Origin of the sequence: Lewinella sp. (assembly GCF_050633125.1) — a bacterium.
Lineage (GTDB): Bacteria > Bacteroidota > Bacteroidia > Chitinophagales > Saprospiraceae > Lewinella.
The window spans coordinates 18,460-42,007 of sequence record NZ_JBOEFX010000038.1; the positions used below are offsets into that span (position 1 = coordinate 18,460).

Here is a 23,548-nt window from a genome sequence, read left to right on the forward strand (position 1 = left end):
TATGGTTCAACAAAATACCCTTTGGTGGTTCAATCAATCCACAAAGATTCTGCTTGCGCTAAAACAACATCACCACGCCGTAATTGATGCACACAATGCTTGTCCTTCAACACCGCTGTTTCGGCCAACACTTCATCATCCAAGGCGGCTTCTGCCTTGTAATGCAGACGAATAAGCTGGGGCGTTTTCTCCCGCAAAACAGCAGAGGGAACACTATCCAACAACAGTCTTAAAAAGTGGGTATTATTGAGGTGCCAGTTAAAATCGAGGTCGTGCCAGCCGACGGTATAACGTAGCTGCTGATCGGCAGCCGTCCAATCGGGCAGCGTGGAGGCCGGGCGAAATAGCGGTTCCTCCCCTGCTGCCTGCGAAGGAATTCTTTCAGGAATCCAGCTGGGGATTCGGGTCGGTCGCCGGTTTTCGATATTGAAGAGTACCCAAGTCGTTGCTGCTTCCACAATCAGTTTCCCCTCAGCGTCGGTTACACGGTAATCACGATAGGTAAACACACGTTCAAAGCCTGAAGGTTGTGTATGAATACTCAGTTGTTCCCCTAATTCAGGGAGGCGATGGATACGAATCTCCAGCCGCAAAAGCACCCAGGCAATCTTGTGCGGCTCCAAGTCCCAAACCGAGAGCTTGAGTGCCAACACGTGCTGCATAGCCACCTCATTGAGCACCCGCAACAAAGCTGGTGCCGTCATGCGCTTATAAGCATCTATATCAAAAGCACCAACGGTGTAGGACTGACGATAATCTGCTAACATCCAACAACTCCCTTTTTAAAGTCAGAAAAATAAGGCAATGCATCTTGGTAATCTTGGCGCTCCGTAACGGGCACCTCTTCATTGGGAACCTCGTTACCTTCGGGGAGTGTCTCCCAGCTGTGCATTTCGAATTCTTTGGTGAGCTGCCGGATTAACACCCCGTTCTGAAAGTAGTATCTATCTTCTTTAGTATAATCGATCGTGTTAGAGGTTTCATCTTCATTCAATGGCCCACCGAATGTCCAGTAACCACTTTCTTCCAGTGTAAAGAAAGGCATTCCACCTTTAAGGTAAACTTGTTTTATTTCCCAACCATGCCCACCGCCCTGATTATGCTGTAGAACCACCAAGTCATCACCTTCATAATAGCGAATTAATTCCCCTTCTGTAGGATCACCCTCGCAGTCAAAGGTCTTGACCTCTTTACGAAGTGTACCATCATCCAGCATTTTTTGAAGGCGAGCATATTCTGCACGAATCGCAGTAATCGCTTCTTTGGTGGAACCATCTTTGGTGGTTTCCTCCGGCATTGCTTCTTTGCTTGGTAGTGGAGCAGGATGAGTCATTTTTTCTTCTACAGGTGAGTCAACGGCTGTTGTTACCTGTTTTACTTTATCTGTAGAAACCTCCTGCGTTTTATCTCCTCCGCAAGAAAGGAGCATTAAAAGTAAGGGAAAAATTAACAGGTAGAATGAGTTCACTTTCATAATCAAAATGCGTGATCAGTTTGTAAGTTAAATGCAATATTATACTTTTCTAGAGTTCTAAGATTGATTTGTATCTTAGATAAATAATTTATTTCTACTTAGATTAATAAAAACTATAAGAAGATGACTGTCTTTGATGTCTTTACACCTTCTTCTCCTGCGACAGGTAAGATATATGTCGAAAGAAGTTATCTGAATAAGCAACTCAAAAAAGCATTATTCACACCGGGGATGCAAATTATTCTTTTTGGGAAATCAGGATCAGGAAAATCTTCTTTTATTCTCAATAAGTACAATTTAAAATTCGACAAAAATGTAAAGTCAATATGCAAAAAAGGAACACTTTTTTCGGAAATGCTTCTTGATGCATTTGATCAGTTGAATAAATATTATCTGAGTGAATATTCTAACGGAGGTAAGGATACTATAACAGGAGAAGCATCTATTTCTTTTTGGAAAGCAATAACTGCAAGCGCAGGAACAGAGTTGACAACGGAATCTAGTAATAACTTTGATAGGGTAGTGAGTTTTCAGTTGAATGAAAGAAATTTATCAAAATTACTTAAGGAAAACAACTGCTGCTGGATAATTGAAGATTTTCATAAAGTAGATAGAAGTGAAAAATCTAAGCTTGCTGACTCGTTAAAGCTTTTTACAGATGATGGGAGTAAAGTAATAGCTATTGGGGCTGTAACTTCTGCTAGTGAAGTTTTAGAGATGAACGAAGATATGGAGAATAGAGTAGCTGAAATACGTGTTTCGACTATGGACGATGAAGAATTACTTGAGATCATTGATAGAGGTTCTAAAGAATTAAATATCAATATAGCTACTGAAGTAAAATCACTTATAGTTCGTTTTTCTTCTGGTTATGCAGCTAAATGTCATCAATTATGTTTGAATCTCTGTGAGTATAAAGATATTTTTGAAAAGCAGAAGAGAAGTATAACACTAGGGATAGATGATTTTAGAGCAGCTTTGTCAGATTTTATATTTAATAAATCCGATACTTTTAGTAATCTTTTGAAAAGAGCAATTATGAAGGATGGAGAGTTTTTCTCTCTGCATGAAGAGATATTAAAAGTATTTCTAAACAATATGGAATATTCCTTAACCCCTATGAGTATAGCGGCAGATTTACGATTTCTAGTAGATGATATAGAAGTAGCATTAGAAGGATTAAGTAGTCATACTCATGGAAGTGTTTTGAGGAAAGAATATAATGAATACAAATATTCGTTTTCAGATCCTTTTTTTCTGTATTACTGCATATCTATCTATAAGAAAACTATAAAAGAGACAAAGTTTACTAAAGAAGACATGGATCTATTATTTTATATGAACACATGTAAAGTTCTTATGTATATTCATGATTATGACGAGTTAAGAGGGATTTAATATATGAAATAGCGTGCAACATTATCTACCCGTCCATACTTTCCGCTACGCTACAGTACGGCGGGTAGCCTTAAGTTAAACGCCGTAAAACATCAAGTAACTACTTAAAGGCGTTTGCCAGTCTTGACCTCGGCAGAGGTCACAAATTGGTAAAACAATCAATCCTACGGGAACGAGAACTATCTCGGTAGAGGTTGAACATCAGCTCAAATTAGATGATCGCAAACCTGCTCGCAACATCTTTAGCCTCGATTTCCGCCAAAGAAAAATGATAATCATTTCTACCGAATCAAAGTTGTCTGCCCACTAAACAACTCCGTACGATCATCCGGGAAACGGACTTCCACCTGCCAGAGGTAGACGCCGCCATTTACGGAATCATCACGGAAATTACCATCCCATCCACGGGTCGGATCATTGACGGGGAAGCCAGCATCTTCAAAGAGCATTTCGCCCCAACGGTCCCAAATACGGTAACTGACCACTTCGATACCCGGCAAACCATGCACCAGTAAGCGGTCGTTTACACCATCGCCATTCGGCGTAAAGCCAGTAGGCACAGCGACAGGGAAATCTTTGCTGACACGAATCTGAATCCAGGCTTTGGAGGTACATCCATTTTCATCTACCACCGTCAGGAAAAGATCACGCTGAACGTTGGTAAATACTTCTTGCGAACCACAATCCGGGCAAGACAACCAGGTGCTATCGTAAGGTGACCATTCTAAAGTAATAATAGGCAGATCACTAGATATATCAGGAGTAACACGGATGGTATCACCAAAACGAACTTCCCGGTTTCCACCTAGGTCAATCATGATTTCAGCGGGTTCTGTAATTTCTGGGTTACCCAACAGCAGCGGACAACCTTCTGCGTCTTCTGCCCAAAGGGTATAGTTGCCAGCACCAAGCGCCAGAAAAGTAGGACTTGGCTGCCAATCGCCATTATCAAGCCGGAAGCGGTAAGGTAGTGTTCCTCCACTCATTTCCCCTTTAATAAAACCATCACGGCCACCATTACAACTCACCATATCTGTGAGGAAGCTACCACTGAGAGCCGTCGGTTCCGCAATATTGAACGACTCTACCAGGGTACAACCAAAATCATCGGTAACTGTCAGCGTATAATCCCCTGCTAGTACGTTCGGTAACGCAGAGGTACTACTGCCATTGCTCCAGCTATACGTATAAGGAGGTTGGCCTCCTTGTACATTGGTCGAAATCCTGCCAGTCGAAGCACCATTACATACTACATCTTCCACCTCACCTACTAAACTCAATGTAGACGCTTGAGCGATAGAAGTACTGTATATTTTACTACACCCTTGCGCATCAGTTACCGTAACCGTATAGCTACCGGCTCCCAAATTCGTAATGTCTTCTGCATTTGCTCCCGTGTTCCAATTGTATGAATACGGAGCAGTACCGCCACTAACACTCAAATCAATTTCTCCGGTTGTTTCTCCGGCGCAGATGACATTGGTTACATTTTCACTGATCGCCAAAGCGGTAGGTTCTGCTACAACTGCCTGAAGGATATCGGTACAGTTATTGGCATCTGTAACCGTCAAAGTATAGTTACCTGCGTTTAACCCCGTCAATGGAGCACTCCATGTGAAAGGTGCGGTCCCCCCTTGCAGGTTGACAGAAATGCTACCATCCGATCCGTCGTTACAACTTGCATCAGTAACAGCAAAATCAAGAATTTCTACTGTTTCCGCTAAAGCTACTGTAGCCGAAGTAGCTAAAAGACAGTTTTGTGCATCTGTAACCGTTACGCTATAAGTACCGGCTGTAAGCCCTGTAGCCGTAGCTGTTTGCTGACCATCTTCCCATAGGTAAGTATAGGGGCCAGTGCCACCAGTAGGCATTACAGAAGCCTCGCCATTGGCGGGGCCGGTACAAGCCTGTTCCTGGCTAGTTGTACTGAGACTCAGCACAGTAGGTTCATCAAGTGTTAGGTTAGCCATAACGGTACAACTATTGGCATCCGTCACTACTACGCTGTAATTGCTTGCCGTAAGGCCAGTCGCAGTATCCGTTGTTTGCATATCGCTCCAGGCATAGGTGTATGGGCCAACACCTCCTGTAGGCGTAGCAACAATGCTGCCATTTGTTTCCTGAAAACAGGTAGGGTCAGTACCACTAAGCATTACCGTAAGTTCCGTTGGTTCATTGACCATAATGTCTGCAACTGCCAAGCAGTTATTGGCATCGCGCACTTCTACACTCGCCATTCCTCCCGGCAAGTTAGTGGCCGTCGGGTCAGTATCCCCATTGCTCCACAGGTACGTATAAGGGCCAGTGCCTCCCGTAGGTGTAGCCGTTGCAGTTCCGTCCGTTCCTTGAAAACAGGAAGTAGCGACCGCGCTAATATCTACAGACACCGCAATTGGAGCATCTAACGTAAAGGCCAAGCTATCGGTACACATATTGGCATCTGTCACCAATACATAGTGATCGCCGGAAGCCAGCGCATTTTCATTATCTCCAGTTATACCCGTATCCCATGTAATGGTATAAGGGCCAGTACCTCCTTGCACTTCTACCGTGGCGTTACCATCCAAAGCGCCTGTACAGGTGGGTTGATTTGTTTGCAAGTTCGTCAATTCCAAAACACCGGGTTCACCAATCTGAATTTCTTCGGTATACGTACAGCCATTGCCATCCGTTACTACCAATTCGTAAGTACCGGCAAACTGGTCAATAACTGTGGCCGTCGTTCCTACAATGGAATTATCTCCAATGTCGCGCCAGCTGTAGGTGTATCCCGGTGTTCCGCCGGAAGGCACAACCATCAAGCTTCCTGAATTGCCGCTATTACAAAGTGCTGGCGTGCTGCTCACCACTGCTGATAATACCGGAGGTTCTTCTACTGTGATTGTGCTGTTAGAAGTACAGCCCATTGCGTCGGTCACTTCTATATTGTAAGTACCGGCGGTTACCAGAAAAGCGGTATCCGTTAATTGGCCATTGTCCCACAAGTAAGTATAAGGGCCAACGCCACCGTCAGGAATTACGCGGGCTTGCCCCGTGTTTTCACCAAAACAATTGACGGAATCAGCTGCTACACTGGTAGAAAGCAGTGCAGGTTCCGTTAGTTCTATTGTCAAAGAAAGTGGGCAATTACCGGCATCTACCAGGTCTACGGTATACATGCCTGCATTGAGGCCCGTCACGATAGAGTCTGTAATCCCACTGCCCCAATCGAAGGTATATGGGCCGTTTCCGTCTGTGATGGCTACCGTGAGGGCACCATCTGTATCACCATTACAATCCAAAGGGTTTTCGATAACCTCTGTAATATTTGGCGAAGGTGGCTCTGCTATCACAAAACTAATATTACCAGGGCAACCATCACCATCTGTGACGACACCTACATAATTATTGGCCGTTAAGCCGGAAAAGGCGCCATTATTATTCGTTACGCCATCCAATTCGTAGGAGAACGGCCCCGTACCTGAGACTACGTTTATTTGTACACTTCCATCACTGCCCCCAAAACAGTTTACATCCACAGGAACGGCGGCTAAGCTAGCAGGCGTACAATTCAAACTCGTACAGGTAATCGTTGACGGAAAACTGGGGCAGGTAGCAATAGCGCGAACCGTAACCTCTACATCTTCCTCTAAGCCAAGCCCTGTCACCAAGTGCTCTAGGCTCCCGGAGGCGGGTACCCAAGGACCACCATTAATACTTACTTCATAACCAGTTGCACCTGCTACTGCTGGCCAAACAACCTGCACCGAACTCGTCGTCAATTCTCCACACTGGAGTGGAGACATGGTCAAAGCTGGCAAAACATCAAAATTGATGGTATCCTGTTTGATACAGCCGTAAGAATCAGAAACAGTGAGGATATAAGTCGTACTGGTATCCGGAGAAGCTATAGGATCTGGACAATCGGTACAGCTCAAACCAGCTGCCGGGCTCCAGGAATACTCTACCTGATAGACAGGGTTGAAACAGATACTCCACGAGAAGAGCGTACCTCCCAAACCTTGCGTATCATCTGTAACCACCAATTGCCAAGTACCGTTGGTACGGTAATTACCATCCCAAAGGTCAGAAAATACACCTTCCGGCAACCATTCTCCCGTAAACGGAACCGCTGAAGCTGGTGCAAACGGGCCAGGAGAATTAATGACCGTAGTTGCATCTATCGTAAAGCAAGTTCCTTCGTAATAATCATAAGCAATCCCGTTGCCGCCTTCGGCACCATTATCTGTTGTTAACTCCAGGAATTGTCCATCCGGACCAACGAGGTAAATATCGAGATCATCAATCCATTGATGTTCAAGACTATCTATACATATCATTTTTATGGCCTCCGGGCCTAATTCTACCGGGAGCACACCAAAGACATCAATTTCCGAGATAAAGGGTACATTCGTTTGATTGATGGAAAGTGGCGTATCGTTTACAAAACGGGGAGGGTCTGGCAAGGCAATCGGTACTGTCCCATCCAACTGCGTTTCATCAGTGGGGCACACGATCAGGTCGGGACCTAAATCAGGGTCCACCAATCGATTATCTTTAATAATAATGGTAAAAGTATCCCGATTACAGGGGTCACGCTGAACGCTAAGTTCAATGGTTTCATCACCTTCTACCAGAAAATCTTCGTAAGCACTTATCGGCAAACGGAACGTACTGTCTCCTTCCGGGATAATGATTGTACTGGGCAAAGTCGGGTAATCTACGCCTGGTGTTGCCGTACCTCCAACAGCAAATTCTACATCGTAATCAGCTTCTACAGGCGACGGTAAATTGAAGACAATTTCACCGGCACCACAACCTTCTGCCAAGCCGCCATCAATGGCCAGGCCTTCAATTTCTACATCCAACGAGCCTGTGCCAAAACTTTTGGCTTCCAGGAATACACCTGAATCAAAAATGGCGTCAAACGCATCAGCAATTACCAACTTAATTGTGTAAGTGCTACAAGGTTCTACAACAGCCTGAGCCACAAAAACATCCGTAAAGCCATCATATACGGGTAATGTATTGCCATTATTGGCATTATAAAATCCGGCGAAAGCCAAAGATCCATCATCACCACTACAGTTGGCTATTGTGCCTCCCGCAGCGCCAGGCATCCCTGGATTTACATTATTGATGGTTACGGGCCGGTCGGTGCCGGGAATGAGGGCAATGTTTTCAGCATTATTGGTGTAAGGGCCATTGATACCGGGGCCACTGATAAAGAAACCAAAAACATCGTTATAATTAGTACAAGCAAATTCCGGGTATTCCTCCGAAGCAAACGCATATGTAAACCTCAAGGTGTCATTTACAGGAATGAACTCAATGGTATAGCTGGTAACGTTACTGATCCCGATATTGGCACCAACAATACCCAGGAGGTCAGCATCCGTGGCGCTACTTCCATTGTTAAAAGAGGCTTGGGCACTTGCCGGAGCATTTACGCCGGTTTGACCAGGGTTAGAAACGGCAGTTCCTGTGGTCATGACGATTCCCCTTTCCATACCGATGGTGGTACTTCCCTGGGTAAACAACCCTACAGCTCCTTGATCACCCGCATAGGTAATACTCACCACCTCTACCCCATCGCCAAGGAAGACGTTAGATATCAAATTTTCCGGTGTAATGGGAGCTGCGTTGGTCACCTCAAGTTGGGCAAAAATCGAAACAGACAGCATGGAGAAAAGAAAGAGTAGAAGGAAACGTGTCATTTCAAGAGAAATTCAGTGGGTGTAGTTTTGAATAAGCCGTACAATAATACGCAAAGGTGAGCTTAAGCAGAAATTTATGATGGTAGAAGACGGCTTACCGTCAGTTTTTAATCTTGCCAGGGAAATGCTTCGTAAAAAACAGCAATGGTTTGCTGGAAAGATTCGGGGATACGCTTCATCACTTCCGCTTCAATCTCTACGGGTACACCTCCATAAAAAGCTTCGGCAATTGCACCGGCTATAGAGGCCATGGTATCAGCATCGCCGCCCAGGGAAATGGCATTACGTACAGCACTTTCCCAGTTATTACTTTCTAAAAATGCAATGATTGATGGAGGCACTGATCCCTGGCAGCTCACATCGAATTGATAACCAGGGCGAATATCATCTAGTCGCTGCTCCATGTCGTAGCCAAAAATACGCTGAACGTGGTCTTTTATCAGGGGTTTACCAAAACCGGAACGGGCAAGGTAAATGACGGCGGCTACTGCCTGGGCACCTTTGATACCCTCGGGGTGGTTGTGAGTAATTTCGGCACTGGCCTTGGCTGCTTTCATTACATCCGACAATTGCTCAAATGCAAAACCTATAGGGCTTACCCGCATAGCAGAACCATTGCCCCAACTGTTGTAAGGACCTGTGATCATGCCCGTCATCCATTTTTTAAAAGTACCACCATAACCCGCCAAAGGATACTGGCGAGCATAACTCCTAACGTTATCTTCGAAAGATTTTTCGGTAAGCAGACTGTCAGCGATTGCGACAGTGAGAACGGTATCGTCGGTAAAGCAAGAGTCTTCCGTAAAGAGTGGAAAACGCATGTCTTTGACCGGATCTTTTTCGTAGATCGAGCCAATGATATCACCGGCAATAGCACCCAGCATAGCCCTAAGTTAGATGGAGTCCTCTTGGTACTCCTGGTTTTTCGTTTTATCCTACCGATGGTCGCATTGCCCGTGCGATTTTCGGATTTTGCTAAGATAGGGAGTTCCCTTAAAATATTAGAAACATCCGAGAATAAAGGGGAGAAAAGCCTTTATTTCAACGGTAAATGGTAGCTACAACAACGACAGCAAGGTTAAAATTGCACTTACAAAAACAGCGGACTTTGTACAAATGACAAAATCCGCTGCTTTTATTTATACTTCGCCAACCCTAGATTGCCGAAGTATAGTTTATTAAGACTTAACGCATAATGACAACGTCGCCTTTGATAATTTCTACATCACCATTTTTGAATTCGATTTCGGCAAACCAAACGTAAACAGCAGCGTTAACGGGTTGGCCACGATAGCTACCATCCCATCCCCAGCGAGGATCATTGGGTTGGCTACCATACACCTCGAAGACCGACTCACCCCAGCGATTAAACACCAGGAAGGATCTAATTTCCTCCACACTATCATCAGAGAAAATGTAGAAGATATCATTGTCACCATTACCATCAGGTGAGAAAGCATTAGGAACGTAGATGTTCCGGTCTTTCTTTACAAAGATGGTCAATAAGTCTCTGGTTGTACAACCATTTTCATCCTCAAGATCGAGGAAAAACTGGGTAGATTCATCAAGGGCAAGATCAAGTTGATATACACAACCCGGGCAAGGAAGATTAGCGAGCGTCTGCCAATCAATGCTCACCAAAGCAGCGGTATCAATACTGATTTCTGGGTATATATCCGCTAATTCGCCTTCTGTAATGTACTGATCAGGCCCTAGCTCCAACGTCAAATCATTACCATCCGGAACTGTAATTGTTGTAAGCAACAAACAACCTGTAGCATCTTCTACGATTACTTCGTAATCCCCGGCAATAAGGTCGTTAAAGTTTGTCGTGGTACCATAAGGCGCGCCACCTACACTGTACGTATAAGGCGGAATACCACCCTGCACGCCTGTCAAAATAATTCCGCCGTCATCATCGCCAGCACATGTTGGGGTGTCGGTAATGAAGTTCAAGACTTCCGGCTGAGCAGGGTTTAATGATATTTCTACCACATCCTGTGCCGTACAATCATTTTCCGTATCGGTAACGATCAAGGTATAAGTACCCGGTGCTTCTGCCGTCAGTTGTAGACTGGTTCCATCGTTTACCGGATTACCATTGAGCAACCATTGGTACGCGTAAGTGCTACCGATTGAGCTTCCTGCACCACTTAACGACGTCGTTGGGAAATTACAATCCAACTCAAAATCATCGCTCGTTTGGGCGGTTGGCAGCGCAGTGTTTTGGCTAACAAAAACAGAATCTATATTGGCACAGCCATTTTGTTCATCCGTTACCAGTAGGTAGTACCATCCTGGTTGATTGGCCGAAGCCACGATGTTATTGTTGTTGCCAACAATCGATCCATCAGGCGTTGTCCAGTCATAGGTAATCTGCCCACCCATCTGCGAATCGCTACCATTAAGCGTCACCACGGGTTCTCCACAGGTGATCAGCTGAGCCAGGCCTGCTTCGGCTACTGGGTACAATTCATTCTCCGTTACTTCAATCATATCAGTATTGTCACACCCTGTGAGCGTATCGATAATACTGAGCGTGTAAAACTGCGCTTCATTGACATCCAATAGTAAGGTGTTTCCTCCTGGAATAGGATTAAGATCTCCATCATACCATTGGTAAATAAACTGAGGACCTCCATCAGAATCACGGGCATCAATCTGGACGGTTGCTGTTGCACAATCCAGAATATCCAGCACTTCCAATACGATTTGTGGCGTATAAGCCAAGTCTGTTATTTCTACTTCCGCAGGTACACTTAAACAGCCGTAGGTTTCGTTCGTAACCTGCAAACTGTAGGTACCTGGTTCGCCAACAGTAGGCGAGAACATATCCTCGTTGGCAGGCGTAATCCCAGGACCCGTCCACTGATAAGTGAACTGATTGCCTGTTGTACTGCCGTTGCCGCCAATACTCACTTCCAGCACATCACAATCTAAGTCTTGTGGGCTACCTGCATCCGCTAATGGCAGCGGTACCGTAGCTACAGCTTGAGCACCAGAAGAGATACAACCATTGGAGTCTGTAACGGTTACGCCTACCGTTCCTCCTGTACTTACTTGCACAGATTGTTGGTCACTACCCACACTCCAATTGTAAGCCGCAAACGCAGGCTGTACGTTCAGTTGGGTAAAGGAATCCACACAGAAATTAGTAGGCCCGACAATCGAGAATACCGGTAGAGCTTGCTCGATGACGGTCGTACTGGTGTTATTGATACAACCGTTGCTATCCTCCACTGTTACAGAATACGCTCCGGGCGTGTTTACCGTAATCATCGGTGTCGGTGCGTTCGTACTCCAGGTATAATTAACATAACCAGGCGTTGCGGATAATTGGGTCGATAAACCAGCACAATAATCCAGGTCACCCGTAATTGCAGGAGTAGGCAAAGCATTTTCAATGACATCAACCATGGCTGTTCCTTCACAACCTCCTGCATCCGTCACGTTAAGGGTATAGGTACCAGGCTCGTCCACTACGATGCTATTGGTCGTCTCTCCGTTTGACCATTCATAGGTTGAAAAACCAGTTCCCGCACTCAGGGTCGTCGAAAGGCCAATACAATAATCACGGTCTCCTGAAATAACGGGTGAAAGTTCCGTCGCTTCATTTACAAACTCTACCGTATTACCGATACAACCGTTAGCATCAGTAACCGTAAGACCAACATTACCAGGCGTGTTTACCGTAACTTCCGGCTGATCACTACCGTCTGACCAACTATAAGTCGAATAAGTAGCACCAGCATTAAGTTGTGTACTGTTTCCTATACAGAAAGTCAAAGACCCTCCAATTTCCGGAGTTGGTAAAGCATATTGCTGAATATTGATAGCCGCTTCCGATGGGCAACCATTATTATCTATTACATCTAGTTCGTAAATACCACCTGTATTGACCGTAATGTCAGCCGTTTGAGCTGAATTCGACCACAGGTATTCCGCATAACCGGGCGTCGCTGACAGATCAGCCGTAAGGCCACTACAGAATCCAACTGGTGCAGTAATCATTGGCGCTGTTACGATGAAGTTGCTAAGGTCAATACTGTTGTTAGTAACACAGCCATTGCCATCTGTTACAACAAGAGAAACGTTCCCTGTTTGCGTAATCGTCACATCAGGAGTGTTCGTTCCATTCGACCAATTGTAGCTAACAAAACCAGCCTCAGCACTCAGGTCTGTACTTTCGCCAGGGCAAAACTGAGGTTCTCCTGAAATACCAGGAATCGCTGTTACGTATTCCTCTACTGCTTGGGTAGCAACACCAACACAGCCATTAGCATCGGTGACCGACAGGCTAAATATTTCGGTTGTTCCTACTTCAATGCTGCTACCACTGGTATTGGTGCTCCAGAGGTAAGAAACAAAACCAGGTTCGGCTGTCAAAACGGTCGTCAAGCCCGGGCAATACCCTGGCTCTCCTAGAATAGTCGTTACCGGTAAAGCATTCTGGACAACAGCCGTAGAAGTCGTGCCTATACAGCCATTATCATCCGTGACTGTCAAGCCGTAGTTGCCAGGGTTATCGACCACTAGAAATTGGTCGGTATCACCTGCTACACTCCAAGTATAGCTGGCGTAACCGTTTCCTCCGTTCAGGGTCGTACTGTCGCCAATACAATAATCTAAGTCCCCTGTAATCGCAGGTGTTGGCAAAGCCAATTCAACTACATCTACCGTAGCTGTTCCCATACAACCAAATTCATCCGCCACCGTAACCGTGTACATACCAGGTGTGGTAACACTGATTTCATTAACCTGTGCACTATTTGACCATTCGTAAGTACTAAAATCATCAGGCACCGTCAGCGTTGTATTCAACCCTGCGCAATAGAAAGGATCTCCATTAATAACAGGGTCTAACTCTGAGTCTTCTATAATCGTTGCAGAAGCTGTATTCTGACAACCATTAGCATCGGTAACCGTCACTGTATAAGTACCAGCTTGATTCAGGAAGATGGTACTTGTCGTTTCCATATTTGACCAAAGGTAGCTGACATAGCCTTCTGTGGCGGTAAGGTTTGTTCCACCCGCAGGGCAGAAACTCAGGCGGCCAGTAATAGCAACGGTAGGTAATGGAAACTCAGTAAGGCTTACGGTATCCGTCGCTGTACAACCATTCTCATCAGTAACCGTAACACTTACATCCATCATGCCTGATGTCGTAACGGTATTGGTGGTCCCTCCGGTAGACCATGCATAGCTGCTAAAGTTATCCGGCACACTGAGTGTTGTTGTTTCCCCCAAACAGAAGTCCAAATCGCCACTAATAACAACGGTAGGAATTATCTCTTCCAGCGTAACACTTGTACTACCTATACAGCCTTCTGCATCGGTAACCGTAACGCCAAAGGTCGTACCATCCATCACATCAAGGGTAGGATCAGTAGTGGTATCGCTCCACAGATAGCTACTGTAAGGTTGATCCAGGCTAAGGGTACTAATTTCATCTTCACAGAGGACCAGGTCACCCGAGATAACAGGTGTTGGATTAGGCACTTCCACAACTTCCACACTGGATTCTCCAGTACAACCGATCGCATCAGTAACCGTAACGGTAACGATACCGGGGCCAACCCCAGTGACTTCATTTGTGTTTCCGCTGACCGTCCAGCTGTAAGTATTATAACCAGAGTCTGCTGTAAGTACTGTTGTACTTCCTGGGCAAACAGTTAGATCACCAGCAATTGCAGGCGTTGGTGACGGTACTTCCGTAACATCAAAATCTAAAAAGCTTTCACAACCGTCACTATCCGTACCTATGACCCAGTAATTACCAGGACTGGTGATGGTAATCGTTTGCGTAGTTTCATTGTTACTCCATAAATAGGAAGCATAACCAGCAGAAGCCATCAACTGACCATCACCGTCGGAACAGATTTGGGCATCACCAACGATATCAATGGGCTCCGCTTCTCCTTCCGGAATGTCGATAGACGCAAAAGCTTCACAACCGTTTTGGTCAATGACCTCGACTTCATAAAGTCCAGGGCCAACAATGTCATAGATGTTAGTACTCGGTCCTCCAATCCACTGAACATTCATGAAGCTACCCGAAATAGATACTTGCCCAAAGGCATTATTACAAAGTGCGTCAGGCCCTTCTATCTCCAATTCAACAGGAATATTGACGACAACATCCACACTCGTCTCTCCTTCACAACCATTATCATCGGTAACGGTAACAGAGTAGGTGTCTGTCTCATCTACATTAAGTTCAAAGTTAGTCGTACCATCCGACCATTCATAGCCACTATAGTTACCTACTACGACTAAGTCTGTATTTTCGCCTTCACAGATGGCCAAATCTCCTGTGATACTAGGGCTAGGAGGCGTTAGCTCATCGACAAAGAAATCGAGAATCTGGGTACAACCATCAACACTCGTGACAGTTACCGTATAATCTCCTTCTACATCAATATCTTGCTCATTCCCACTTAGGCTATTCGACCATTCGTAGGTATCGTAGCCATCTGTAATGGTGAGTTCTGTGCTTTCGCCGGGGCAAAAGAATAAATCTCCTTCAACAAAGGCATCAACGCCTTCGCCTTCGATTACTTCGAAATCGGTTTCTCCTTCACAGCCATTACCGTCGGTAACGGTAACAGTATAAATCCCCGCCGCATCTACTGGTGTCGACTGGGTACTGTAGGAGGTTGACCAGCTGTATCCAGCAAAACTCTCGGTAACCGACAAAGTGATGGTCTCTCCGGGGCATACCGCCTCCGGGCCATCAATTTCGGGTTCCGGCAATGGGTTTTCTTCTACATCTACTTCCGCAGTACCTTCACAGCCTAAATCATCTATAACCGTTACAGAATAAGGGCCCGGTGCATCTACATAAATATCCTGGAAGGTTTCCGTTGTAGACCATTCATAGCTCACAAAACCATTAGACGCTACCAGCGTCGTTCCTTCTCCTTCACAAAATTCTAAATCACCAGAAATTGTAACAACTACAGGAGCAGCTACATTAAGGGTAAAGTTTGTAGTGCCTTCACAGCCATTATCATCGGTAACAGTTACCTCATAGCCTCCGAAATCGGTGACGACAATACTTTGTGTAAACTCGACTGTAGACCACTCATAAGCCGCAAAATCTTCTAGAACTTCCAAAACGGCATCATCTCCGTCACAGATTTCGTCAGGGCCGAAAATTGTGGGTTCTGGATTAGGAAAAGCCTCTACCGTAAAATCGGTAACGCTTTCACAACCTGCAGGGTCACTTACGGTAACAGCGTAAGTTCCTGGGCCAACATTGATATTATCGGCACCAGAACCTGTACTCCAGGATATATCATCAAAGGGGCCGCCGATTAATTCCAAGGTCGTCGTTTCCGTATCACAAACGAAATCGTCTCCGGTAATTTCTACATCTGGACCCTCTCCTACCAAAACTTCTACTTCAACAAAGTCTTCACACCCATATTCATCCGTTACAGTGAGGGTATAAACAATATCGCCTACAAAATCAGGTGGAATATTGACATTAGTCGTTAGTGCAAAAGGATTAGAAAGATAGCTGTCGCCGCCATTGGTAGCTGTCCAAGAGTAACTAGCTCCTGTTGCACCAGGTGCAGTTGCAACCATAGTAAAGCTGTTGCTTCCTGCACAAAACTCATACATATCTTCATTGATTGTCATCATAAAATCGGGACAATCATAGAAACAAGAGCCATCATCGACAATGGCATTGGGGTCAAAATTGATAGCATCAGGATCGGTACATCCACAAAGTACCGGGTTAGGAAAGATATAAGTAATATCAAGCGCAACACCTGAATCGGCTCCTGCATGATCTGAAATACAGATATTTGTAGTAATATCTCCATTGGGTGGAAACAAAGCCCAAAGATCCGCGAAAGAGGTCACTCCAGGAGAACCTAACCCACAGCCATCATCAGCTGTTAGTCCATAATCACCTCCTCCTAATGCCATGCCATTCTCAGGGTCAGGACCTCCGCCATCAGAAAACGTATAGGTAGAGGGGCTACCCGGTGAGCCCAAGTCAGCAGAGTTACCACAAGGGCATCCTCCCGTACAACTTCCGAGTACGCCGGGACGCTGGAAAATATTTAAGTAAGTACCATCTACCTCAATCCACAATGCTAAATCTCCTTGCCAAGTATGCTGGATATCCAGCGACAAACCTGTAGGGAACCCAGTCAAAGCGGGATTGAAAGTAAGGGTGACACAATAAGCATTGTCTAAATCCCCATCCACAGGTACCGAAACATCAGGTAAAGCTACCGTGGGGTTTTCGCATTGCGAATGAAGTAAACTGCTATACAGCATTCCTATAATTAGGAAAATAGAGGTTACAATTGGTAAAATTTTGCTCATAGACGGATAGATTAAAAATACAGTAACACCAATTACTATCAGTATTAATATACTAATAAGGATTGATAACAGAAAGATAGTCTACGAGAGCGCGAGTGAGTTTAAAAAATACAATAACAGCAAGAGGTCTGTCCCTCTTGTCATTTTTTTTGGTCTAATCTACTCCAGCACAGCATTTAATACAAAAAAAACCAGGCTAAAGAAGCAAGACATTAGATGTGCTAATTATTTGGAAATAACCAACATCATCTTCATTTATAGGTTCGCTGTTGTACAAAAGTAGGTTTTTCTTTTAGGAAAAAAAGAAAAACCAAATAAAAATAAAGTCCGGACATTGACGATACTTGCCCTAACAACCAATAATACAAGCCTTTAAGTTTTACCCTTGTAGATCATTTTATTAGTGTGATCTCTCCTTTTTCAATAATTTTCTCTCCACTCTTCAACTCAATCTCTGCAAACCAGACAAAAACGGCGGGGTTTAGTGTCCGTCCAGACTGCTTTCCATCCCATCCCAGCATAGGCACATCTGGTTGAATATTTTTGGTTTCCCAGACCATACTCCCCCATCGTTCAAAAATTTGAAGGGAATTTATCTCTTCAATGGTACTGCCATCTGTCTGTAGATAGAAATAGTCATTATAGCCATCATCGTTAGGAGAAAAAATATTTGGTACGAAAATGCCTTCTCTCTTTTTTACAAAAATAGTCACCTCATCTTTAGCGATGCAGCCATTTTCATCGGTGACCGTTAGGAAAAACTGCGTGGCCTCGAACAGGGTTATACGCGTTTGATTGAGGCATTCAGGACAAAGTAACTCTGCATCTGTTTGCCAAGACAAGGATTGTAATGCCAAAGAATCGATGCTCAATTCAGGGAAAATATCAGCTTGACCACCTGATTCAATCGTTTGATTATCACCTAATTCCACCCATAGATCATTACCATCTTCTAATTCGGCTATTGCTGTCAACTGACAACCGTTGGCATCTTCCAGGACTACCTGATAGCTACCCGCCCCCAAATTCTGGAAATTGGTATTCAAGCTGAAGGGTTGGCCAGCAAAACTATAAACATAAGGACTTAGCCCACCACTAACTCCGCTAATAGAGACACTACCGTCAGTGTCACCTGCACAGGTTGGAGGATCAAATACTAGTTCAAAATCCTGAGGTGCTTCAGGGTCTTCGAGTACCTCTACAGAAGCACTGGCGCTACAATTGTTTTCTGTATTTGTAACCACTAATTCATAAATACCAGGCGCTTCCACCATCAAATTGAGGTTAGTCGCAGTAGGTAGTGGTGTGTTAGCCTGCCACCACTGGTAAGTAAATTGATTCCCCTCACTACTTCCTTGTCCACTGATCGTTACATTGGTATCATTACAGAAGAGGGTCATTACATCACTCGTCACAACCTCGGGAATTACAACATCTTCGACCACTTCCAGGGACTCCGTCGTAACACATCCATTTGTGGTATCTGTTACTGTGAAAAAATACATACCAGGAGCATCTGTCATAATCATTGCCGAAGAAGGGTCACCAATAATATTTCCTCCGGTACTTGTCCATTCTTGAACGATTGTAGTAGTAGCAGAGGTGACAGTCCCTGTAAGACTCACCTCCATGATGGCACAATCAAGCTGTTCTCCTCCAGCAATAGTCACTGCTGGATAGTTGAAATCTTCTAACACCGGTATAGTTCCTTCTGCAACACAAGCCGTGAGCATGTTCGTCACTACAAGCGTATAGATGCCTGGTGTATTTACCTCTAGATTCAAGGAGGTTTCAGCGCTTAATACTTGGCCAGAAGGGTCTAGCCACTCGTAAGAAAACGCTGATCCTGTAGCAGAGCCACTCCCATCCAGCACCACTGTACTGGTAATACAATCCAGGGTATCGGCTATTGCAAGTTCCAATGCTGGTGTTTCGTTCATCAGCAATACCTCAACGCTGTCTATGCCGCTTAAACAACCATTAGCCTCATCTGTTACCTGTAAATAATATAGGCCCGGTTCGCTTACCACTGGTGATAACTCTCCTTGATTACTCATCGTAATCCCAGGCCCCGACCACGTGTAAGATATCGTGTCACCTTGCGAAGTACTCTCACTGCCCAGCAAAACACTGTCTGTATCACAATCTAAAACTTGCCCTTCACCGGCAAAAGCCCAGGGAAGTTCAATTTCAACAACCGAAGACTGGGCTTCGTTTTGGCAGCCGGCATCATCCGTTATCGTAACACTTACATCGCCAGGACTGCTTACTAATGTCGAAAAACCTGTATCTCCGGTACTCCAGAGGTAGGAAGCAAAACCAGTTGATACGGTTAATTCGGTTGAATCTTCTTCACAAAACCTTGTAGGCCCCAAAATAGCTACCGGTGGCACGGCCAACATTTCTACCGTAGCCGAGGCACTAGCCTGGCAACCATTATTATCGGTAAACACCAAGCTATATTCTCCGCCAGCGTTGACCTCAAGCGAAGGTAATGTCTCACCATTACCCCATAAGAACATACCCGCTGATGACGCTTGCGCATCAAGTACCGTACTCAAGTTTTCACAAAAAGAAGTATCTCCGGTTATAGAAACAGATGGAGCAGAAAAGGCTACCACATCCATAGAAATCTCTCCTGTACACCCCGCTTCGTCGGTAACAGATACCGTGTAGGTTCCACCCGCATCTACGATTAACGAATCTCCAGTACTCCCATCTGACCAATTGTAGGTCGCATATTCTTCTGTAACATAAAGTGTCGTAACTTCATCTGGGCAAAGCCCTTGATCACCCGTAATTCCAGGTGTTAAGCCATCCGCTATTGTTAACATCACCCCAGTGCTACCTACACAATTATTGGTATCAACAACGGTAAGGCTCACCGGCCCAGGAGTTCCTACAACGATTGAATCTGTTGTTTCGGTGGTAGACCAAGCATAACTACTATAGGATTCGTTGACACTCAAGGTGGTGGAAAAGCCGTCGCAGAAGCTAAGTTCACCTTCGATGGTTGGTTCGGGAAGGTCATAAACGACAACACCTACAGTACTGCTATAAGTACAACCAAAAGCATCCATTGCACTAACGGATAAAGTATCAGCGGTTAGCACAGTTATTTCACTAGTGGTTTCACCATTGGACCAAATATAACTAACAAAATCACCCGTTACGCTCAGGGTTGCACTTTCATTGGCACAAAAACCTGCGGGAGCAACCACTGCGAGTGTGCCCTCGGGAAAGAGACTCAGATCAGCAATACTACTTGTTATACAACCATTACTATCCGTTACCGTCACACCTGCTGATCCGGGGATATTAAAAGTGGTTGTAGGAGTAGTATCATTATTTGACCATAAATAGGTTTCGAATGAAGGACTTACTGTCAGTTCCGTTGTTGTAGCAACACAAAATTGCAGCTCACCGTTGATTTCTGGATCAATGGTGGCAAATTCGTCAACGATTTCGGCAGTCGTTCCTACACAGCCATTGGAATCAATAACCGTAAGCCTGATAAACCCTTCCGTTGCGACCATCGTCTGTGGGCTTGTATCGCCATTGTCCCAAAAATAAAGGGCGTAAGTATCACTACTTGTAAGAACAGTGGTATCACCGGGGCAAAAGCCTGTTTCTCCAAGAATTTCTGGATTGGGAGAAGGGAAGGTCGTTACTTCTACCATGTCTTCACCAATACAACCATTCCCATCCGTCACCGTAAGCCCATAAAAGCCACCGTTGTTAATGGTTAATAACTGGCCACCATTGGGCAACGTTGACCACTGGTAACTGGTATAGCCCGGACCTCCATTAAGCACCGAGGTTACCCCTTCACAAAAACTTAGGTTTCCGGTAATCATTGGTACAGGTAATGTATCTACTTCTACCTGGATATTAGCGGAAGCAGTACACCCCAAGTCATTGGTGACCGTCAGCGAATAATCTCCGGCATCGCCTACGGTGATGGCGGCTGTTTCTTCTGTTGTAGACCAAAGGTAGCTGCTGAAGGTGCTGTCTGGCATGAGGGTCGTGCTACTGCCTTCACAAAAACTATCATTACCCTCAATACTGAATTGTGGGATAGAAAAACTTACGGCCTGACTAGCCGTTGCTGTACATCCAAAATTATCCGTGACGGTTACCCCATAAACCAATGCATCCGTAACGGTAATAGATTCGGTTTCACTGGCATCAGACCATAGGTAACTGACAAAACCAGGGCTAGCTGTTAACTGCCCATTGCCCCCCACACAGATTTCCGTTACGCCGGATATTTCAACCGAGGGTGCCGACAACTCGGAAAGCGTGAAACTACCGCTCACCCGACAGCCATTACTATCTGTGGCAAACAAAACATAGGTAGCAGCAGAATCTACCGAAATGGCCGCAGTTGTAGCTCCGGTAGACCATAGATAGTCGGTAAATCCAGGTGGCCCGGTGAGGGTGGTCGCCGTTCCGGCACAAATTTCCGAGGGGCCATCAATAACAATGGGTTCTGGTACATAGTTGATCAAAATAACGGTATCCGCACCTACACAACCAGCCGAATTCGTAACCGTTACCTCGTAAGTTCCTGTTTGATCAATAAAAACTTGTGCAGTCGTATCTCCTGTTGACCACTGATAAGTAGCAAAGCCCGAAGCAACTGATAACAAGGTACTATCTCCAATACAGAAAATAGTATCTCCCATGATTTCCGGCATGGGTAATGGTGCATCAAGTACTGTAAATGCAGTCATGCCGGTACAACCTGCCGAATCCACTACCGTTAATTGATAGATCCCCATTGAATCCGTCAATATGGAACTTGTCGTGTCTCCCGTTGACCAGAGGTAATCCACAAAACCAATTGTACTGCTCAACGTAGTTGATTCTCCAGGGCATAAGCTAGCTGCCCCCGTAATCAAGGGGACAGGCAGAGAAAGGGTATCTATTATAAAGGAGGCTTCAGATAAACACATATTACTATCGATGCCCATCAACATGATCGTGTCTGCCTGACTAACTTCGATAGCTAAAGTCGTGTCTCCCGTAGACCAGAGGTAGCTCACAAAGCCAGTTGAAGCTTCTAACACAGCTGTCTCATCAACACAAAAAGAGGCAGGGCCTGTAATCGTGAGCGGTGTGACATCATAGTGTACTAAAGAAAAAGTATCGCGTGCAGTACAACCGTTACTGTCTACAACTTCGAGGGTATATTCCTGTGCCAACTGTACGTTTGTAAAAGGCAACGTATCACCGTTGGACCATTGATAGCTCACAAAGCTGGTATCGGTAAACAGGAGGACACTATCAAGCGCACAAATCGTATCAAGGCCATTAATCATGACCGAAGGTGTGGGGAAAGCGCCCACAACAATCATATCCGTTCCATCGCAAATCCCACCATCACTAACAGTTACACTATAGGTTCCAGCACCAACAAGGAGGGTATCGGTTGTAGCTCCATTGCTCCATAAAATACTTTGAAAAGGGCCACCTTGTAGTACCAAGAGCGTACTGTCCGTGCCACAAACGAAGGGATCGCCAGTGATTTCAACCATCGGCGCTGCTGCAACCGTCAGAAGCGTTGAGGCAAACTCCTGACAATTGTATTCATCAGTAATCGTACAAGTGTAGGTTATATTTCCAGAAAAATTTGCGGGAATAAAAACGCGGGTCGTTGCACTATTCGCATCTTCTAAAAAGCTGTTCCCTATACCTGTTCCAATCCATTCGAAAGTGGGATTACTCGCTAAGGCTGCTGTAACCGAAAGCACGATGGTATCACCAGCGCAGGCATCAATTTGAACCGCAGTATTCATTACATCAAAATCCTGGCATTCATAGAAACAATCACCACTGCTGACACTGGCATCCGGGTTGTAATTGATCGCATTAGGATCCATACAACCACACTCATAAGGATTAGGGAAAATAAAATTAAGGTTAGAAACATAGCCTTGGTGAAGGGTAGCGTGATCGGTAAAGCATATTTCTGCTTCTACCAAGCCCTCGGGGCAATTGCTCCAAAGATCTACGAACGAATTGACTCCTGGTGTTCCTACACCACAGGCATCATCTGCTGTAAGACCAAAGTTGCCGCCAGCTGAGATACCGCCATCTGGCTCGGTACCATTATCGTAAAAAGTAATGATTTCCGGGGCTGATTGAGTACCAATCATAGCACTGCTTCCACAGTCGCCATTAGGTATATCAAATGCACAATCAGGATCACAATTTCCTACGGCTCCGGGGCGCTGTAGAATGTTGAGTCGCTGCCCACAGGCTTCGACAAAAATACCAAGATCACCTTCGTATTCATGCCACAAATCCATTGTAATCCCCGTCGGCCAGCCGGTAATGTCGCTGTCAAAGCGAAAGTAGAAACAATGCGCTTCAGGGTTACTGGCGCTGGATTCCGATACGGGTATTGGTGTATCAAGGAGAGCACCTTCCTGTCCGTCGCATGGTTGCCCCCAGCCAATAACTGGAGCAAGGCCCAAACATAAACATGCGATCAAGACCCCTTTTTTTTGTAGATAGTTGAACATACCTTTCTTCCTTTTTGCTTCCTTAGTATTGCGCAGAAAATAAACTGCAATTCTCTTTAGGTTTTTCAAATAGTTGAAACACTTGAAATGAATCGTTTATTCAACTA

General features: G+C 45.1%; 7 protein-coding genes. 1 reads left to right on the forward strand and 6 read right to left on the reverse strand.

Annotated elements, in window-relative coordinates; translation table 11 throughout:
- Window positions 1-29 precede the first annotated feature (29 nt).
- Both ACRBG0_RS09490 and ACRBG0_RS09495 read right to left on the reverse strand, forming a co-directional pair.
- Window positions 30-767 (reverse strand): acyl-[acyl-carrier-protein] thioesterase, encoded by a 738-nt coding sequence (locus tag ACRBG0_RS09490; RefSeq protein WP_431486658.1) that lies wholly within the window; start codon window positions 765-767, stop codon window positions 30-32.
- Window positions 761-1,429 carry a hypothetical protein gene (locus ACRBG0_RS09495; protein ID WP_431486659.1) on the reverse strand — a complete coding sequence of 223 codons (669 nt, stop codon included), beginning with the start codon at window positions 1,427-1,429 and terminating at the stop codon, window positions 761-763. The genes ACRBG0_RS09490 and ACRBG0_RS09495 overlap by 7 nt, the downstream gene beginning before the upstream one ends.
- Before the next feature lie 168 nt (window positions 1,430-1,597).
- Here ACRBG0_RS09495 and ACRBG0_RS09500 point away from each other — a divergent pair, with 168 nt between their 5' ends.
- Window positions 1,598-2,872, forward strand: a complete 1,275-nt coding sequence (locus ACRBG0_RS09500; protein WP_431486660.1) for a hypothetical protein — start codon at window positions 1,598-1,600, stop codon at window positions 2,870-2,872.
- Between the two features lie 281 nt (window positions 2,873-3,153).
- Here the strand turns inward: ACRBG0_RS09500 and ACRBG0_RS09505 are convergent, their stop codons facing one another.
- The 4 genes from ACRBG0_RS09505 to ACRBG0_RS09520 all read right to left on the reverse strand — a co-directional run bounded on the left by ACRBG0_RS09505 (window position 3,154) and on the right by ACRBG0_RS09520 (window position 23,411).
- A complete protein-coding gene (locus ACRBG0_RS09505) occupies window positions 3,154-8,568 on the reverse strand; it encodes a choice-of-anchor L domain-containing protein (RefSeq protein ID WP_431486661.1) in 5,415 nt (1,804 codons plus the stop codon).
- A 107-nt stretch (window positions 8,569-8,675) separates the two neighbouring features.
- Entirely contained in the window at window positions 8,676-9,452 is a 777-nt protein-coding gene (locus ACRBG0_RS09510) for an ADP-ribosylglycohydrolase family protein (RefSeq protein WP_431486662.1), read from the reverse strand.
- Window positions 9,453-9,753: 301 nt separating this feature from the next.
- The gene (locus tag ACRBG0_RS09515; RefSeq protein WP_431486663.1) at window positions 9,754-16,911 is read right to left on the reverse strand and encodes a gliding motility-associated C-terminal domain-containing protein; all 7,158 of its coding nucleotides are present in this window, start codon (window positions 16,909-16,911) and stop codon (window positions 9,754-9,756) included.
- Between the two features lie 392 nt (window positions 16,912-17,303).
- Window positions 17,304-23,411 carry a gliding motility-associated C-terminal domain-containing protein gene (locus ACRBG0_RS09520; protein ID WP_431486664.1) on the reverse strand — a complete coding sequence of 2,036 codons (6,108 nt, stop codon included), beginning with the start codon at window positions 23,409-23,411 and terminating at the stop codon, window positions 17,304-17,306.
- Between the last annotated feature and the right edge of the window lie 137 nt (window positions 23,412-23,548).

What these genes read in the sequence shown, in the direction of transcription:
- ACRBG0_RS09490 (WP_431486658.1), bottom strand. Translation starts at nt 767, where the DNA reads ATGTTAGCAGATTATCGTCAGTCCTACACCGTTGGTGCTTTTGATATA.
- ACRBG0_RS09495 (WP_431486659.1), bottom strand. Translation starts at nt 1,429, where the DNA reads ATGCTCCTTTCTTGCGGAGGAGATAAAACGCAGGAGGTTTCTACAGAT.
- ACRBG0_RS09500 (WP_431486660.1), top strand. Translation starts at nt 1,598, where the DNA reads ATGACTGTCTTTGATGTCTTTACACCTTCTTCTCCTGCGACAGGTAAG.
- ACRBG0_RS09505 (WP_431486661.1), bottom strand. Translation starts at nt 8,568, where the DNA reads ATGACACGTTTCCTTCTACTCTTTCTTTTCTCCATGCTGTCTGTTTCG.
- ACRBG0_RS09510 (WP_431486662.1), bottom strand. Translation starts at nt 9,452, where the DNA reads ATGCTGGGTGCTATTGCCGGTGATATCATTGGCTCGATCTACGAAAAA.
- ACRBG0_RS09515 (WP_431486663.1), bottom strand. Translation starts at nt 16,911, where the DNA reads ATGAGCAAAATTTTACCAATTGTAACCTCTATTTTCCTAATTATAGGA.